This is a genomic window from Mesorhizobium sp. M7A.F.Ca.US.014.04.1.1, assembly GCF_003998745.1.
GTDB lineage: Bacteria > Pseudomonadota > Alphaproteobacteria > Rhizobiales > Rhizobiaceae > Mesorhizobium > Mesorhizobium ciceri.
The window spans coordinates 1-15,959 of the sequence record NZ_RZRW01000068.1 but is presented as its reverse complement, the minus strand read 5'-3'; the positions used below and the strand labels follow the sequence as shown (position 1 = coordinate 15,959).

The 15,959-nt window shown below is 63.5% G+C and carries 16 protein-coding genes; 9 read left to right on the top strand and 7 right to left on the bottom strand.

Translation table 11 applies throughout. From position 1 onward, the window contains the following. Positions 1-1,090 (bottom strand): histidinol dehydrogenase (hisD, locus tag EOA22_RS07300; RefSeq protein ID WP_127389902.1); only part of this gene is annotated, 1,090 nt, incomplete at its 3' end. Positions 1,091-1,297: 207 nt separating this feature from the next. After that, positions 1,298-2,071 carry a 3-oxoacyl-ACP reductase family protein gene (locus tag EOA22_RS07290; RefSeq protein WP_024503950.1) on the bottom strand — a complete coding sequence of 258 codons (774 nt, stop codon included), beginning with the start codon at positions 2,069-2,071 and terminating at the stop codon, positions 1,298-1,300. 130 nt (positions 2,072-2,201) lie between these two features. Between EOA22_RS07290 and EOA22_RS07285 the strand changes: the two genes are divergently transcribed. Together EOA22_RS07285 and EOA22_RS07280 are read left to right on the top strand one after the other, a co-directional pair. Beyond that, positions 2,202-3,305 (top strand): histidinol-phosphate transaminase, encoded by a 1,104-nt coding sequence (locus tag EOA22_RS07285; protein WP_127389901.1) that lies wholly within the window; start codon positions 2,202-2,204, stop codon positions 3,303-3,305. Between the two features lie 105 nt (positions 3,306-3,410). Continuing rightward, the gene (locus tag EOA22_RS07280; protein ID WP_224620654.1) at positions 3,411-3,779 is read left to right on the top strand and encodes a hypothetical protein; all 369 of its coding nucleotides are present in this window, start codon (positions 3,411-3,413) and stop codon (positions 3,777-3,779) included. Positions 3,780-3,926: 147 nt separating this feature from the next. Here EOA22_RS07280 and EOA22_RS07275 read toward each other — a convergent pair whose 3' ends face one another. From EOA22_RS07275 to EOA22_RS07255, 5 genes are all read right to left on the bottom strand, one after another. Next, positions 3,927-4,610, bottom strand: coding sequence for an SGNH/GDSL hydrolase family protein (locus EOA22_RS07275; RefSeq protein ID WP_013530477.1), 684 nt, complete (start codon positions 4,608-4,610; stop codon positions 3,927-3,929). Positions 4,611-4,699: 89 nt separating this feature from the next. Beyond that, positions 4,700-5,653, bottom strand: coding sequence for an ABC transporter permease (locus EOA22_RS07270; protein WP_063168693.1), 954 nt, complete (start codon positions 5,651-5,653; stop codon positions 4,700-4,702). 3 nt (positions 5,654-5,656) lie between these two features. Next, positions 5,657-6,619: an ABC transporter permease gene (locus tag EOA22_RS07265; protein WP_013530475.1), complete on the bottom strand. Its 963-nt coding sequence runs from the start codon at positions 6,617-6,619 to the stop codon at positions 5,657-5,659. 9 nt (positions 6,620-6,628) lie between these two features. Further along, positions 6,629-8,140: a sugar ABC transporter ATP-binding protein gene (locus tag EOA22_RS07260; RefSeq protein WP_013530474.1), complete on the bottom strand. Its 1,512-nt coding sequence runs from the start codon at positions 8,138-8,140 to the stop codon at positions 6,629-6,631. An 81-nt stretch (positions 8,141-8,221) separates the two neighbouring features. Beyond that, the gene (locus EOA22_RS07255) at positions 8,222-9,301 is read right to left on the bottom strand and encodes a substrate-binding domain-containing protein (RefSeq protein WP_013530473.1); all 1,080 of its coding nucleotides are present in this window, start codon (positions 9,299-9,301) and stop codon (positions 8,222-8,224) included. Positions 9,302-9,621: 320 nt separating this feature from the next. Between EOA22_RS07255 and EOA22_RS07250 the strand changes: the two genes are divergently transcribed. The 7 genes from EOA22_RS07250 to EOA22_RS07220 all read left to right on the top strand — a co-directional run. Then, positions 9,622-10,272 carry an SGNH/GDSL hydrolase family protein gene (locus EOA22_RS07250; protein WP_023809404.1) on the top strand — a complete coding sequence of 217 codons (651 nt, stop codon included), beginning with the start codon at positions 9,622-9,624 and terminating at the stop codon, positions 10,270-10,272. 57 nt (positions 10,273-10,329) lie between these two features. Next, positions 10,330-11,424: an ROK family transcriptional regulator gene (locus EOA22_RS07245; RefSeq protein ID WP_013530471.1), complete on the top strand. Its 1,095-nt coding sequence runs from the start codon at positions 10,330-10,332 to the stop codon at positions 11,422-11,424. A gap of 132 nt (positions 11,425-11,556) precedes the next feature. Then, a complete protein-coding gene (locus EOA22_RS07240) occupies positions 11,557-12,249 on the top strand; it encodes an XRE family transcriptional regulator (RefSeq protein WP_024503956.1) in 693 nt (230 codons plus the stop codon). A 3-nt stretch (positions 12,250-12,252) separates the two neighbouring features. Then, positions 12,253-13,332, top strand: coding sequence for an extracellular solute-binding protein (locus EOA22_RS07235; protein ID WP_023809407.1), 1,080 nt, complete (start codon positions 12,253-12,255; stop codon positions 13,330-13,332). A 24-nt stretch (positions 13,333-13,356) separates the two neighbouring features. Continuing rightward, positions 13,357-14,265, top strand: coding sequence for an ABC transporter permease (locus EOA22_RS07230; RefSeq protein ID WP_082826516.1), 909 nt, complete (start codon positions 13,357-13,359; stop codon positions 14,263-14,265). Next, entirely contained in the window at positions 14,262-15,050 is a 789-nt protein-coding gene (locus EOA22_RS07225) for an ABC transporter permease (protein ID WP_027160917.1), read from the top strand. The genes EOA22_RS07230 and EOA22_RS07225 overlap by 4 nt, the downstream gene beginning before the upstream one ends. 1 nt (position 15,051) lies before the next feature. Continuing rightward, a partial coding sequence (locus EOA22_RS07220) for a spermidine/putrescine ABC transporter ATP-binding protein (protein WP_164755301.1) occupies positions 15,052-15,959 on the top strand: 908 nt, incomplete at its 3' end.

Genomic DNA, 15,959 nt, shown 5'->3' with positions numbered 1-15,959 from the left:
TCACCGGCGTGTGCGGCCCCATCAGGATTTCAGCCGCCTCCGTGATGCGCCCGAGATGCGCGAACGGCTCCTTCGACAGGATCTCGAGATGTTCGGGCGCATAGTCGTTGATGAAGCGGTAGCTGTCTTCCAGCGACGCGGTCAGCACGATGCCACCGCGCTTGCCGGTCAGCACCGCGCGTGAAAACTCGACACGCTGCTCGGTCATCCGCGACCAATGCTCCGGGATTGCAGCCAATGCGGCTTCGGCGACCTTGCGGCTGTGCGTCACCAGATAGGCCGAGGAATCCGGCCCGTGCTCGGCTTCGATCAACAGGTCGAGCGCGGCAAGCCCGCCGTCGACGCTGTCATCGGCAAAGATGATCGCTTCGGACGGCCCGGCCGGAAGGCCTGTGTTGATGACCGAAGACAGCACGCTCTTGGCCGCCACCACCCAGGGGCTGCCGGGGCCGACGATCTTGAGCGCGGGCTTCACCGTCTCCGTGCCGTAGGCGACGGCGGCAACTGCCTGAGCGCCGCCGCATTTGTAGACGGTTCCGACGCCGGCGAGGCGTGCGGCGACCAACGTTGCCGCGTCCACCGAACCATCCGATGTCGGCGGCGTCACGATGGCGATTTGCGGCACGCCGGCAATCACCGCCGGCACCGACGTCATCATCGTCACCGATGGGAAAGCACCCTTGCCGCGCGGCACGTAGAGCGCAACGGAAGCGATCGGCGTGTACCGGTCGCCGGCATAGGCGCCCGGCCGGACTTCCTTGAGCCACATCGTTTCCGGCTTCTGCTCCTCATGGAAATGCCTGATGTTGTCGATGCCGAACTGGATGCTCTCGACGACGTCCTTTTCCACCTTGTCGAACGCCGCGTCGAACTCGGCTTCCGACACCTGCAGCTCGCCCTCGGCGACATTGGCCTTGTCGAGTTCCCTGGCGAAGCGGATCAAGGCGGCGTCGCCTTCGTCCTTGACGGCCTGGATGATCGGCCGGACCTTCTCGACGAAGACCGTCAGATCGGCCTCGGCGCGCTTCAGCAGACTGGCGCGCTGGTCGGCATCGATGGATGACAAATCGTGGAAGCTGATGTCGGACATGGCTGCTCGTTCTCCTGGAACTCTTGGAACGCAATCACGGCTGGCGCAGGCCGGCCATATGCTGCGGGCCGACAGGTCGACCCTGAACAAGGATCAAAGCCGTCGAGAGGCTTCACTCGGCCAAAAGTATATACATGTCTATGTGACGGTCGCCAGCGATTTTTCCATCTTCCTTCCCGTCGAAACTACCGAGATAAACCTGCCTCATCAGATCGAGGCGAGAAAGCCGCCATCGACCGGAATGGACTGGCCGGTTATGTAGGCCGCCGCATCCGAAGCGAGGAACACGGCGATGCCATGCAGGTCGGAGAGATCACCGAAACGCCGCTGCGGGATCTTGGCCAGCATGGAGTGCTGCCATGCCTCGTTGTTGTAAAAAACGTCCGTCATCGCCGTCCTGAAATAGCCCGGCGCGATGGCGTTGACCCTTATGCCAAGCTCCGCCCACTCGGCCGCAAGCGCCCGCGTCATGCCGAGCAGGCCGGACTTCGACGAGCCATACGGCACCGCGGTTGGGATTCCGACTTCCGACGTCAGCGAGCACAGGTTGATGATGGTGCCGGGACGGCCGGCGTCGCGCATCTGCCGCGCGGCGGCCTGGGCGCAGAAGAACGCTCCCTTCAGATTCGTGTCGACGATCCTGTCCCACAGCGCCTCGTCGACATCGAGCGAGGGCCGCACCTCCTCCATCCCGGCATTGTTGACGAGAATGTCGAGACCACCAAGCAGGCTGGCAGCCTCGTTGGTGGCTGCGCGGCAGCGGCCGACATCGGTGACGTCGAGAGCGATGGCATGCGCCACCCCACCGGCCGCGCGGATGGCGACCGTCGTGTGCTCCAGCGCGGCCAGGCTGCGCGCCGTGACCGCGACGTCGGCGCCGGCAGCACTCAGCGCTTCGGCGATGCTGCGCCCGATGCCACGGCTGGCGCCGGTGACAAGCGCCTTCCTGCCGGAGAGATCGAAGAGAGAAGCGTTGCGCATGTGATCCTCCTGGTCGGTGTCGGTTTCCGCTTCGGCGTAGAGACTATCAGGTCAAGTTACATATACAAGCATATACAAAGCATTTCAGCTGCGGTACGGATGACGAAATCCACCGCAGAGGAGCCAGCCCGTGTCGAAAGCCTCGGATATGGTCCGCACCGAAGTCAACCGCCTGTCGCCCTACAATTCCGGACTGACCATTGACGAGGTACGGAAACGATACGCACCGGCCAGAATCGCCAAACTGGGCTCGAACGAAAACCCGCTCGGGCCCAGCCCGACCCTCGCCGCCACGATGCATGCCGGCTCCGAGATGTTCCGCCTCTATCCGGATCCTGCCGGGCGCAAGCTGCGCCAGGCGATCGGCGACAAATATGCCGTCGCCGAGGACCAGATTATCCTCGGCAACGGTTCCGAAGATCTTCTCTCCGTCATCAGCCGCGCCGTGTTGCGGCCGGGCGACGCCGTCGTCACGCTCTATCCGTCGTTTCCGCTGCATGAGGACTACACCACGTTGATGGGCGCTACCGTCAATCGCGTTGTCGTCAACGACGATCTGACCATCAATGTCGATGCGCTGGTCGAGGCGGTGCGCGAACGGCCGCGCATGCTGCTGTTCTCGAACCCGATGAACCCGGTCGGCAGCTGGCTCTCCGGCGGCAATCTGTCGAGGGTTCTGGATGCGACGAGCGACGAGACGCTGATCGGCATCGACGAAGCCTATGCCGAATATGCCAAGGGCGACGACTATGCGTCATCCCTGCCCTATCTGGGAAAGCTCGACCGGCCGTGGATCGTGCTTCGGACCTTTTCCAAGGCGTTCGGCCTGGCCGGATTGCGGATCGGCTTCGGCATCGTCGGCGACCCGGAGCTGCGCACGCTGCTCGACCGCGTCCGCACGCCTTTCAACGCCAACGGCATGGCCCAGGCCGCAGCATTCGCGGCGCTGGCCGATGACGAACGCCTCGCCAGGGTCGTAGCTCTGGCCAGGGCGGAGAGAAAACGCGTCGAGACTTTCCTGGCGAGCAAGGGCCTCGACGTCGCCGCCTCCAGAGGCAATTTCCTGTTCTTCAACTGCCGGCAAGATGCCTCCGTCTTCGTCGAAGGCCTGCTGCGGCAAGGGGTCATCGTCAAACCGTGGAAGCAGCAGGGCTTTGACACCTATGTGCGTGTCAGCATCGGCTCGACTTCGGAAAACGACCACTTCATGGCCGCTCTGTCGACGCTGTTGTGAATGCACGTCTGGGCGGATCGCTCCGCGCTTGGGAGCCGATCGCTGCCGCCCTATTTCGCCCAAGGCCTTGACCGACGCTTGGCTTGGCTGCCGTGCGGATCGTCGATGACCACAGCGTATTTATTTGGCTTCGGACCAGCCGCAGGCCTTAACTTTCGCAGCGTGGGTTTTTACATCCGGGGGGTCTGCAAACGATCGACGCTTGAGGAGGCTCCCTTGCAGCAGCCAGATGACATAGCCGCCCGCCGATTGGGCATTCTCATCGAGCAATATGTGGAAGCGCGTAAAAAGCGCTATGACTATGTGTCGACCGAGCAGGCCTATCGGGCCATCCGGCAGGTCCTCAAACCCGCCATTCCCGATCGCGAGCTCGACGACATGGTCGCCTCACTTGCCGTCAAGAACGGCCTGGCGGTCGTCTTCGATCGTCAAACCAAAGCATCGGCCGATGATGTTCCGAGGCCAAGCCCCTAGATCGACGCACATCTGCCGGCGCCGGGCGCCATATCAATGCGGGGCCAAACGCATCGTTCGGCCCCGCATCGATGTGCATCGCCGGAGGAACCTGCGACACACCTGCGCCGTGGGCCTGTGTGCCGCAAGCCGACGGGCGTGGCGGCTTCAAGCGGCGGTGCTGACCTGGCCCGGCTCGAGGATCGACTTGACCTTGTCGGCGACGGCGCGTCCCAGATCGGCGTTGTTTGCGGCGGTGAAATGAATTCCGTCGACACCGTCCGTGGTGAGGTAATCGCCGGCATTGAGGAAATCGATCTTCATGAAATCCGCCATCGCCTTGTACTGCCTGGCCAGGTCCCTGGATTTTTCGTGCCCGCCGCCGAACATGCCCTCGAACCATGGATCGGGCATCGGGGTCAGCGGCGGCGGCGCAATGACCAGCGCCTTGGGGGCCGGATAAGGGGTGCCGATGCCGCCGGCACTGGTCAGGATCTGCCCGACCAGTTTCGCCATTCCATTGGCGATCTCATAAGGCGTCCGGCGGAAATAGGACTTGGTGTCGTTGGTGCCGAGCATGACGATGACCAGGTCCAGCGGCAGATGGCTGGCGATGGCCGAGGGCAGGTAGTTCGCCCCGTTCAGGCGCGGATCGTTGGGGTCGTCGAGACATGTCGTGCGCGCGCTCAGGCCTTCCTCGATGATGTGGTAGCCCCCTCCCAGCGCCGCCGCCATCACACCGGTCCAGCGCTGGTCATAGGGGTAGCGGTAGGTCGGCGACCCCTCCTTGACCGGAACCCAGCCCCAGGTCAGCGAGTCGCCATAGCACATGATGTTTTTTGGCGGTGACATCCATGTTTCTCCATCTGTTTGCAATTGTCTGAACGCGTGGATTTGTCGGTCCCGGCGAACACCGGTCGGCTTGCTTTCGCCGTCTCAGGTCAGGGGTTTCGCACCCGCACTCCGTAGAAGATCGCGGCACCCAGGATGATGACGCCCTGCGCGATGAGCTTGCCGGGCTCGTCGATGCCGAGCACGGTCATCACCACGAACAGCAGCGCAAAGCACAACGCCCCGAAGAAAGGTCCCCAGACGCCACCGTCGCCGCGACCGAAGACGACGCCGCCGAGGATCGTTGCCGCGACCGCCAGGATCGGCAGGTCGAGGCCGACACGGACGCTGCCGACGGCGATCGAACCGGTCTGTACCAGGGCCGCGATCGCCGCGATCAGGCCGGCGAGCGTGTGCGCAAGGATCACCGTGCGCTGGACCGGCACGCCGGAAAAATGCGCGGCTTCGGCATTCTCCCCGACCGAGGCGACGTAGCGGCCAAAGACGGTCCGCGACAGCAGCAGCCACACCAAAGCGGTCAGCAGGACCCAGAACAGCACCGGCGTCGGAACCGACAGGAATTTCGTGTTGTAGAGGTCGTTGAACAGCTTCGGCACATCGCCGGGCGGATTGCCGCTCGACAGGAACTGCACCAGCCCGACCAGGATGATGCTGACCGCCAGCGTGACGATGACCGCCGACACCCGCCGGCTCCCTATCATGAAGCCGTTGAACAGGCCGATGACGAGGCCGGTACCGAGCGCCAGCACGACGAAGAAAGGCATCGACGCGCCGGGGAAAGTGCCCGACGAAATGAAATAGTTGATGAGCAGGATGATGCCGCCGCCGGAAAGGTCGATCGACTTCACCCGCATGACGACGAGCTGCCCCAGAACCAGGATGCCGAGCGGGACGATCTGCCTGACGAAGATACCCATGATGTTGAGGTTGAGCATGTTCGGCCGTGCGATCCACAGCGTGGCCAGCAGCACGAGGAAGACAAAATAGGACGGCGGTATGCGCAGCAGGCGCCGGGCGATCGGATTTGCGAGAACGGCAGCCATCTTTCAGAGCCCCATCTTCTTGCGGGATTGCAGCCCGACCACCGCCAGCAGGATGCCGCCCTTGATCGCGGTCTGGACGAACGGCGAGACGTTGGCGAGGTTCATGCCATTGGCCAGCAGCGCCATGACCAGCGCGCCGATCACGGTGCCGTGCAGGCTGCCTATGCCACCGGAAAGCTGGGTGCCTCCAAGCGCCACGGCGGTGACGGTATCGAGTTCGAAAAGCAGCCCGACATTCGGATCGCCCGACACGATGCGCCCGGCGAGGAAGACACCGGCAACGGCTGCGAAACAGGAACAGATCACATAGGCGAGGATGATGTTGCGGCGGTCGGAGACGCCGAAATTGCGGGCAGCACTCTCGGCGCCGGACGCGATGCCGCCGCCAATCGCAAACAGATGCAGCCCGTACCGGGATCCGTAGAGCAGTTTCCACGCTGCCAGGATCACGACGATGCCCCAGAAAACCGGATAGGGAATGCCGAGGAAACTGCCCGAGACGGCATCGATGACGATCTCCGGCACCGTGCCGCCGGAGACGGGCCGCAGGATGCGCGTGATGCCGAGCACGATGTACTGCGTCGACAGCGTCGCGATGATCGGATGGACGTTGAAACGGGTGATCGCCAGACCGTTGATCAGCCCGATGACTGCCGCCAGCACGAAGACCGCCGGGATCAACACAATCGCTGGCTGGTCGAGCGCCAGCACCGCGGTGGTGAAGCTGATGACCGAGCCGACCGACAGGTCGAGCCCGCCGATGAGCACGACGACGAGCTGTCCGATCGCCGCGATGATCAGCGGCATCGCCTGGGCAACCAGGTTGAAGAGGTTTTCGGCCGTGGCGAACTGCGTCGTCTCGACGGTCAGCCACAGCGAAATGAGCAAGGCGACCAGCAGCGGCAGGCCCCACAGGCCCTGCCGCGTGTTCCGGCCATTCAGGATGTTGAAAACCGAACGAACCATGGCAGGCCCCTAATGCTGGCGCGTGGAGCCGCCCATGAGGGCCGCGTCGAGAATCTTGTGTTCGCTCGCCTGCGCTGCCGGCATTTCGGCCACGATCGTGTCGTGATGGACGACGTAGATGCGGTCGCAGAGCCCGATCAGCTCGATCGTCTCGCGCGACAGCACCAGCACCGCGCCGCCCTTCGCGGTGAAGTCCCGCAGAAGATGGTAGATCTCGGACTTGGCGCCGATGTCGACGCCGCGCGTCGGCTCTTCGACCAGCAGAAGATCGAGATCGGCGGCAAGGTAGCGGCCGAGCAGAACCTTTTGCTGGTTGCCGCCCGACAGCGAACCGACCGCAGCCGACAGGCCCGCCGCCTTTATGTTCATGACCTCCATCATGCGGGCGATGACGTTTCGATATGGCCGCGCCGGCGCAAGTTCCGGGCGCCTCGAATGCAATCCGATGGCGATGTTGTGGGCGATCGGCAAAGCGAGGAAGAGCCCCTCTTCCTTGCGGTCCTCGGGAACGAAGCCGACCTTCAGCTGCTGCAAATACCGAACGCCCGCCGACGCCGGGAGCGGCATCTTCAGCGCCTTGCCGTTGATGGAAATCGTCCCGGCGAAGGGATGGTAGCGGCCAATCAGCGATCGCAGGAAGCGCTGCTGGCCCTGCCCTTCCAGCCCGGCCAGGGCGACGATCTCGCCCTTGTGCAAAGTCAGCGACAGCGGCTGCGATGTCTCGGTGATCTTGAGGTTTTCGACGCGCAGTATCTCATCGCCTACATCGCCCGTACGATCGGGAAAAAGGTCCTGGAGTTCGCGTCCGACCATCATGGCGATGAGTTCGTCGGTGGTGATCTCGGGCACCGTCCTTGTGCCGACCAGTGCGCCATCCTTCAGCACCGTCACGGTGTCGCACAACTCGAAGATCTCCTCCATGCGATGCGAGATGTAGACGATGGCTTTTCCCTTGTCGCGCAGCCGGCGGATGTTGCGGTTGAGCACATCGACATCGGCCGCGTTGAGCGCCGCCGTCGGCTCATCGAGGATGAGCACGCTGGCGTCGGCCTGGATGCAATGCGCGATCTCGACGAATTGCCGCTCGGCTATGGTCAGGTTGGAAACGAGTTGCGACGGGTCGAGCGTGAGGCCGAGTTCGCCAAGCGCCCTGGCGGTCTGGCTTTTCATCGCGGGATAGTCGATCGAGCCGAACCGGGTCGTCGGCTCCCGGCCGAGGAACATGTTCTCGGCGATCGACAGATTGGGCAGCAGCGAATGCTCCTGGAAAACGGTCGAAATGCCGGCATCGAGCGCGGCGCGCGGCGACTTCAGATCGAGCTTCTCGCCGCTCATGAAGATCTCGCCGGAATCGGGCTGATGCACGCCCGCCAGAATCTTCATCAACGTCGATTTGCCGGCACCGTTCTCGCCCATCAGGGCGTGGATGCTGCCCGCCTTGAGGTCGAGGGAAACGGAGTGGAGCGCCTTGCTCCCTCCGAATGCCTTCGAAATGTGGGACATCTCGACAAGATTGGTCACGAAACCCTCGAACGAACCGGATTCGACACATGGAACGGCCTGCGGGGAATGTTTGTCCACTCCCCGCCAGCCACGGCGCCGTCACTTCTTGCCGTAATATTCCTTGAGCTTGTCTTCCGGCAGTTCGCTTGGCCACCAGACATTGGCGGTCAGGTCATCGCGATAGTATTTCTTGGCCTTGTCCTGGTCCCATCCGTCGGGATTGTAGACATAGCGCTTGTAGAGCTGCTTGCCTTCCAGAAGGGCAACGGCAGCGCGCACGCCGGCAGCGCCCTGGGCGGGACTGTATTCCGGAGAGATCGACTTGAACCCATCCGTAATCCACTGGCCGAAATAGCCATTGTTGCCCTCGCCCGAAATCGGCGGAATGGGTGTGCCGAACTGCTTGAAGACATCGACGCAGGCGCGCGTCATGTCGGCGCCGGACGACCAGATGCCGTCGACCTGCGGATTGTTCAGATAGAGCGTCTCGCACAGCTTCTTGGCCTTGTCGTACTGCCAGTCGCCATGCTCCTCGGCAATGATCTGCACATGCGTGCCCTTGAGCGATTCCAGGAGGCCGTTATAGCGGTTGGTGTCTTCCGGATGGCCGGCCAGGCCACGCAGGACCCAGATCTTGCCGTTGTCGCCGACGGTCTTCACCAGCCAGTCGCCCATGACCTTGCCGAAGTGCTCGGCGCCGCCCTGGATTTCGGTGGTGTAGGCGTCGGAATCGATACGCCCGGTGTGAAGGATGACCGGGATGCCGGCGGCGACCGCCTTGGCGATGCTGGCATTGGCCGACGTGCTGGTCACCGGTTGAACGATGATGGCGTCGACATGCTGTGCGATCAGGTCCTCGATATCGGCCACCTGCTTCTTCTGGTCGAAGCCGGCATCGAGCAGGATGAATTTCGAGATGCGCTTGTCCTTGGCCGCGGCGTTCTCCGCCTCATGCGCCACCTGCACCGTCCAGGTGTTTGCGTTGACACCGAAGTCGCTCATGCCGATGACCCAGGGCGGGTCCTTCTTGAACGCACCGGCGGCGGTCATGCGCGTGTCGTCGGGGCGCGGCGCCACGCCGTCCATCAGCTTGACGTCTTGCGCATGCGCCAGGGACGTCACGGCAAGCGTGGACGCAACGAGCATCCCCAGGCCGACGGTTTTCAGCAATCCTAACATTGAACACTCCTCCTTGTGGTTGCTCCGGCCTACAAATTCGTATGGCCACGAGACGCTCTCCCAATGCATGCCCCCGTCACAAACCGACCGATGCGCGCAATTCTCCCGCCCCCGAACACATGCGTGTCGAAGCCCAACTTCTGCTGGACGATGATGACGGTCGAGAACTCCTCCGGGCACTTTAGAAGCACAGCGGATTCGCCCTGTCAATAGTTAGTCAGGTTGAATGACTATTCCCTTGCTTGCCTTTCGCCGCTCCACTATCCATCATGAATGGCGCTCGCCGGCTTCGGCGCGCAGTCTGTCCCGGCGGGAAAAACATGCGATCAGTCTTGTGCTACGGCGACTCCAACACGCACGGCCAGATCCCCGGCAGGGGGCCGCTCGAGCGCTATGGTCCGGGTGAACGCTGGCCGGGCATATTGCGTTCTCAGCTGGGCCCTGACTGGTATGTCATCGAGGAGGGGTTGAGCGGCCGCACCACCGTCCACGACGACCCGATCGAGGGCGCCCACAAGAACGGCCGAACCTATCTTCGTCCTTGCCTGCAGAGCCATGCGACGCTCGACCTCGTCATCATCATGCTCGGCACCAACGATCTGAAGATCCGCTTCAACAAGCCGCCGTCGGAAGTGGCGATGGGGATCGGCTGCCTCGTCTACGACATCAAGGAGCTGGCGCCAGGTCCGGGCGGCTCGACGCCCGAGATCATGATCGTGGCGCCACCGCCGATGCAGGACGACGTCAAGGAATGGAAGTCCATATTCGCCGGCGCGCCGGAGAAATCGCGCCTGCTCGCGCTCGAGTTCGAGGTTCTGGCGGACTCGCTCGAACTGCACTTTTTCGATGCCGGCTCGGTGGTGTCGTGCAGCGAGGCGGACGGCTTTCACATCGATGCCGAGGCGCACAGATTGCTGGGCACCGCGCTCGCCCGCGCGGTCGATGCCATCGGCTGGAGCCGCTCGACATGAGCAACCATACCGCCGCCAGGCAACGCGCTCTTACCGACGGGGCGACCTTTGCCTGACATGAGATTCGCACCACCCAATCCCTTGCGCATCGCCGATCGTGCGAGCGGGCTGAATGCATTGAGCGTCCGCAGCTACAACGAGCGGCTGGTGCTGTCCCTGCTGCTTCAGAACGAAGGCATTTCGCGGATGGAAATCGGCGAGAAGACCGGCCTGTCGGCGCAGACGGCTTCAGTCATCGTTCGCTCGCTCGAGCAGGAGGGCCTGGTCTCGCAGGGCGAGGCGCAGCGCGGCCGCGTCGGGCCGCCGACGATCCCGCTTTCACTCAACCCGGAGGGCGCCTATGCGGTTGGCGTCGGCTTCAGCCGGCGCAGGATCGACATCGCGCTCATCGACTTCATCGGCACGGTGCGCTTCCACACGCAGTTGCCGGCGGATGAAGCCAATCCGTTTCCGCAAAGCAGCGATCTGTTCGGCGCGATCGGGCAAGCCATGACCAGCCTGCCGGTCGAGGCGCGCAGCCGGGTTGCCGGCATCGGCCTGGCGGTTCCCGACGATGTCGACACGATGGCTGCAACCCGCAACGGATCGAGCACCTCGCTCAAGGCCTTGCAGGCCGAGATCGAGGAACAGATCAAGCTGCCCGTTTTCGTGCAGAACGACATCACCGCTGCGGCCGGCGGCGAGAGTATGTTCGGCGTCGCAAAGCCGCTCAACGATTATCTGTTCTTCTATCTCGGAGCACGGCTGCAGAGCAGGCTCATCCTCAACCACCAGATCTACAAGGGAAACTCCAGCGCCAGCTTCGATCACGGCCTGATGCGCCTGGAGAGCGAACTGGCCATGCGCGGGCGCCCGTCCGAAATCATCTGGAGCAGCAGCCCTGAGTGGCCCGATCTGGGCGAGGCCTACAGCGCATGGCTGGGCGAGTGTTCCGACCGCCTGAAAGCGTCGATCTCCGCGCTGACCCAGTTTGTCGAGTTCAGGACGGTCGTCCTGTCCAGCTATGCGCCGCAAAAGATTGCCGAGGCCTTGTGCGACGACATCGGCCGGGAATTCCCCGGCATCGAAGCGCTGCCGGCGCGCGTCACCATCAGCCCGAAGGCCGTCGGCGCGGCAAGCCTGCCATTCAGTTCGCGCTTCATGATCCAGTGATCGAGCTGAACCGGGTTGCCGGTCGGCCGATCATGCCCTCTGCAGGTCCATCAATGATTTTCAGGTGACCAGGCGAATCCGCTTGCCAGGACGCCCCACTTAATAGCATGTTAAGTGAACCCTGAGATCGCCATGAAAATCGCTGCGGATCACGCACTCAACGACAATGCCGCGACCAGCGCCGAAGCGCGCCGCTCGACGGTATTGGGCGATCGGATCAAGGCCTATCGCACCACGCGGCGCCTGACGCTGCGCCAGCTCGGCGACATGATCGGCACCACCGCCAGTTTCCTAAGCCAGCTCGAGCGCGGCCTTTCCGGCGCCAACACCAGCACGCTGATGCTGATTGCCAATGCGCTCGGCATCAGCCTCGCCGATCTTTTCGACGAATGCGAAGTGTCGCCGCACGCGGTGCTGACACGCAGCGAGCGGCCGGCGCTGCCGACCAGCGAAGGCTACCGCAAGACGCTGCTGTCGCGCCGGCCGATCCGCGAGATGGAAGTCTATTGCGGCGAGTTCGCCGTCGGCGGCTCGACCGGCGACGTGCCCTACACGCACGGCAACGCGAGCGAGATGTTCCTCGTGCTGCGCGGACGCGTGCAACTGACGCTCGGCGAGGAGAGCTTCACCCTCGAAGAGGGCGATAGCATCGAATATTCGACCTCGACGCCCCACCGGACGATCAATGTCGGCGATACGGTGGCCGAAGTGCTGTGGATCATTGCGCCGCCGACCAGCGGCGCCGTCGACCTCGACCAATATGTAGCCCGGAAAACGCTCGCGCCCGGCCTACCAAAATCAAACAGCGAGCCATCGGAGGGTTAGAAAATGGGAAGCAGATCAAGATTGGCCGGGTTCGTCGGCGCCGCCGCACTGGCCTTGCTTGCGGCCGCCGCTCACGCGCAGAACGCGCCGCCGGCCGGGACCGTGGTGGACGGCTCGCTGAAGGGAAAGACGCTGACCTTCGTCTCCTATGGCGGCATCTACCAGGACGGCCAGGTCGCCGCCCTCAAGGAATTCGTCGACAAGAGCGGCGTCAAGCTTTTGAATGATGGGCCGACCGAAATCGCCAAGCTCCAGGCGCAGGTCGAATCAGGCAATGTGACCTGGGATGTCGTCGATACGGACGATTTTCCGCCCTTCGTGCATTGCGGAAAACTGTTCCAGAAGCTGGATTTGACCAAGCTCGACATCTCGCACATCCCGCCCGGACAGGTCGGCGAGTGCAGCGTGCCGGCGATGAACTACGGCATGGTCCTGATGTACAAGAACGACACGTACAAGGACAATCCGCCGAAGGACTGGAAGGACTTCTTCGACACCGCGAAATTTCCCGGCACCCGCGCCATCGACGGCAGCGGCAGCCCGCTCGGCGGCCTGATCGAACAGGCCATCCTGGCAGACGGCGGCAAGGTCGACGCCATGACGCCGGCCGATATCGACAAGGGCATCGCCAAGATCAAGGCGATCGGTCCCGACACGATCTTCTGGAAGACGGGCGCAGAATCCCAGCAGCTCGCCGAATCCGGCGAGGCCGACATGATCATCATGTGGACCGGCCGCGCCATGACGGCGGTCAAGAACGGCGCTGCCTACACGCCGGTGTGGAAGGACTGGCTGGTCGTCATGGACCAGCTGACCATCCCGGTCGGCGCCAAGGACACCGACGCTTCCTACGCGCTGATCAACGCCTATCTCGGCAAGAAGTCGCAGGAGATCCTGACCGAGCAGACCTCCTACTCGCCGATCAACAACGAGGCACAGCCGAAGGTCGACGCATCCGTCGCCGCCTTTCTGACCAACACGCCGGACCACGCCAAGCTCGGCTATCAGCAGAACATCAAGTTCTGGGTCGCCAACTTCGCCGCCGCGTCCGACAAGTGGACAGCGCTGATGGCCGGCAACTGAGCCGGCTACCGCTGAGGTGACGGCGTGAGCCAGACATCGCATACGCCGACGGCCGGGGGTGATCATCCTCGGCCGCCAGGTGCCGTGCGGGCGCCGCAGCGGCGCCCGCGCCTTGCTGCCTATCCTTCGCTGCTGGCGATGCCCGCCTTGGCTTTGCTCATCGCCGCGATGGGCTATCCCTTGCTGACCGTCACGCTGCGCAGCTTCTCGGACCCATCTTGGGGCTTGCAGAACTATGCCTGGTTCTTTTCCACCCCGGTGAATGTCACCGTCCTGTGGCGCACCTTTTCCATCGCAGCCTGGGTCACCATCGTTTGCGTCATCGCCGCCTACCCCTATGCCTATCTCATGACGGCGGTCGGACCGCGCCTGCGGCTGGTCCTCATCCTGTGCGTTTTGGTGCCGTTCTGGGTCAGCGGCGTGGTGCGCACCCTGGCCTGGGTCATCCTGCTGCAGGATTCCGGCATCATCAATTCGGTCATCAGGCTGCTCGGCTTTGACGGCGTGAAGCTGATCCGCACGCAGACCGGCGTCGTCATCGGCATGGCGCAGGTGCTGCTGCCGTTCATGATCCTGCCGCTCTATTCGGTCATGCGCGGCATCGATCTGCGCCTCGTGCAGGCGGCGCGCAGCCTTGGTGCGCGCCCGGCACGCGCCTTCCTGCAAATCTATCTGCCGCTGTCGCTGCCCGGCGTTTTCGCCGGCGCCATCATCGTCTTCATCCTGTCGCTCGGCTTCTACATCACGCCTGCCCTGCTCGGCGGCCCGCGCAGCACCATGCTGTCGACGCTGGTGCAGAGCCAGGTGCTCAGCCTGCTCAACTGGGGCCGCGGCGGCGCCATGGGCGTCGTGCTGCTGGTCGCGACCTTCGTGCTTCTAGCGCTCGCCGCCCCGCTGATGCGCCAGCGCCACAAGCAGGCGTCCAGATCATGAGACTGGCACCATCCCGCCTTCTGCTCGGTCTGTTCTGCCTGCTGGTCGCCGTCTGGCTGGTGATGCCGACGCTGGTCATCATCCCGATGTCATTCAACGAGAAGAAGTCGCTCGCTTTCCCGCCGTCCGGCTTCTCCTGGCAATGGTACGAGAATTTCTTCACCAACCCCGATTGGCTGTCGAGCTTCTTCAATTCGCTGAGGGTCGCGGGCCTCGTCGCCGTCGCCGCCACGCTGATCGGCACGCTGGCGTCGCTCGGCCTCAGCCGCATGAAACATTCCGGCGCCGGCCTGCTGCGCGCCATCCTGATCACGCCGATGATCGTGCCCGGCGTGGTGCTGGCCATCGGCATCTACGCCGTCTATCTCGACTACCAGCTCGTCGGCACCACCACCGGCTTCGTCATCGCACATACGATGCTGGCGATCCCCTTCGTCATCATCGCCGTGTCGGCAAGCCTCGAAGTCTTCGACGCGCGGCTGGAGACGGCGGCGGCAAGTCTCGGCGCCAACCGCTTCACCACATTCCGCACCGTGACCTTGCCGCTGATCGCGCCCGGCATCCTGTCCGGGCTTTTGTTTGCCTTCGTCACCTCCTTCGATGAGATCATCGTCGCGCTGTTCATCACCAGTCCCTACCTGAAGACCTTGCCGGTGCAGATCTTCACCAGCATCACCCGCGACGCCGATCCGACGGTGACGGCCGTCGGAACCATCATCTTCATTGCCACGACGCTGATCATCAGCGCCGGGCTGATCATCAGCTCGAAATCGACGAGGAGTTGAGATGACTGCGAGGAAACGCGGCGCGGCCATCGACATCAAGTGCGCAACCAAGCGCTACGGCAATTTCACCGCACTCGACGATGTCAGCCTGCATATCGAGCCGGGCGAGTTCATGACGCTGCTCGGCCCCAGCGGCTCGGGCAAGACCACGACGCTCAACGTCGTCGCGGGCTTCACCGACCTCACCTCCGGCGACCTCGCCGTTGGCGGCAAAAGCATCGTCGCCCTGCCGGCGCACAAGCGCAACATCGGCGTTGTCTTCCAGCACTACGCGCTGTTTCCGCATATGACGGTCGGCAAGAACGTCGCCTATCCCCTCACCTTGCGCGGCATGGACAAGCAGGCGCGCGACCGTCTCGTCGTGCGCGCGCTGGACATGGTCAAGATGGCCGACTTCGCGCATCGCTATCCCTCCGAACTTTCCGGCGGCCAGCAGCAGCGCGTGGCGCTGGCGCGCGCCATCGTCTTCGATCCGCCGCTGCTGTTGATGGACGAACCGCTCGGCGCGCTCGACAAGAAACTGCGCGAATGGCTGCAGCTGGAGATCAAGCGCATCCACCGCGAACTCGGCACCACCTTCGTCTATGTGACGCACGACCAAGAAGAAGCGCTGGTCCTGTCCGACCGCATCGCCGTCTTCAATCAGGGCCGCATCGAACAGGTCGGAACCGGCCGCCAGCTCTACGACGAGCCGACGACCCTGTTCGTGGCCAAGTTCATCGGCGAATCGACCAGTTTGCGTGGCACCGCCCTGACGTCCGGAAACGAAACCAGCCTGACGATCGCCGGCCAGAAGATCGTGGCCAACGGCAAGCTCGCCAGCGGCAGCAAACCGGTGGTCCTGCTGCGGCCGGAGAAGCTTTCGCTTGCCGGCACCAACACGCCTCCCGCCGCCGGGCAGAGCAGCCT

What these genes read in the sequence shown, in the direction of transcription:
- EOA22_RS07290 (WP_024503950.1), bottom strand. Translation starts at nt 2,071, where the DNA reads ATGCGCAACGCTTCTCTCTTCGATCTCTCCGGCAGGAAGGCGCTTGTC.
- EOA22_RS07255 (WP_013530473.1), bottom strand. Translation starts at nt 9,301, where the DNA reads ATGTTAGGATTGCTGAAAACCGTCGGCCTGGGGATGCTCGTTGCGTCC.
- EOA22_RS07265 (WP_013530475.1), bottom strand. Translation starts at nt 6,619, where the DNA reads ATGGTTCGTTCGGTTTTCAACATCCTGAATGGCCGGAACACGCGGCAG.
- EOA22_RS07280 (WP_224620654.1), top strand. Translation starts at nt 3,411, where the DNA reads ATGACCACAGCGTATTTATTTGGCTTCGGACCAGCCGCAGGCCTTAAC.
- EOA22_RS07250 (WP_023809404.1), top strand. Translation starts at nt 9,622, where the DNA reads ATGCGATCAGTCTTGTGCTACGGCGACTCCAACACGCACGGCCAGATC.
- EOA22_RS07235 (WP_023809407.1), top strand. Translation starts at nt 12,253, where the DNA reads ATGGGAAGCAGATCAAGATTGGCCGGGTTCGTCGGCGCCGCCGCACTG.
- EOA22_RS07240 (WP_024503956.1), top strand. Translation starts at nt 11,557, where the DNA reads ATGAAAATCGCTGCGGATCACGCACTCAACGACAATGCCGCGACCAGC.
- EOA22_RS07225 (WP_027160917.1), top strand. Translation starts at nt 14,262, where the DNA reads ATGAGACTGGCACCATCCCGCCTTCTGCTCGGTCTGTTCTGCCTGCTG.
- EOA22_RS07245 (WP_013530471.1), top strand. Translation starts at nt 10,330, where the DNA reads ATGAGATTCGCACCACCCAATCCCTTGCGCATCGCCGATCGTGCGAGC.
- EOA22_RS07270 (WP_063168693.1), bottom strand. Translation starts at nt 5,653, where the DNA reads ATGGCTGCCGTTCTCGCAAATCCGATCGCCCGGCGCCTGCTGCGCATA.
- EOA22_RS07275 (WP_013530477.1), bottom strand. Translation starts at nt 4,610, where the DNA reads ATGTCACCGCCAAAAAACATCATGTGCTATGGCGACTCGCTGACCTGG.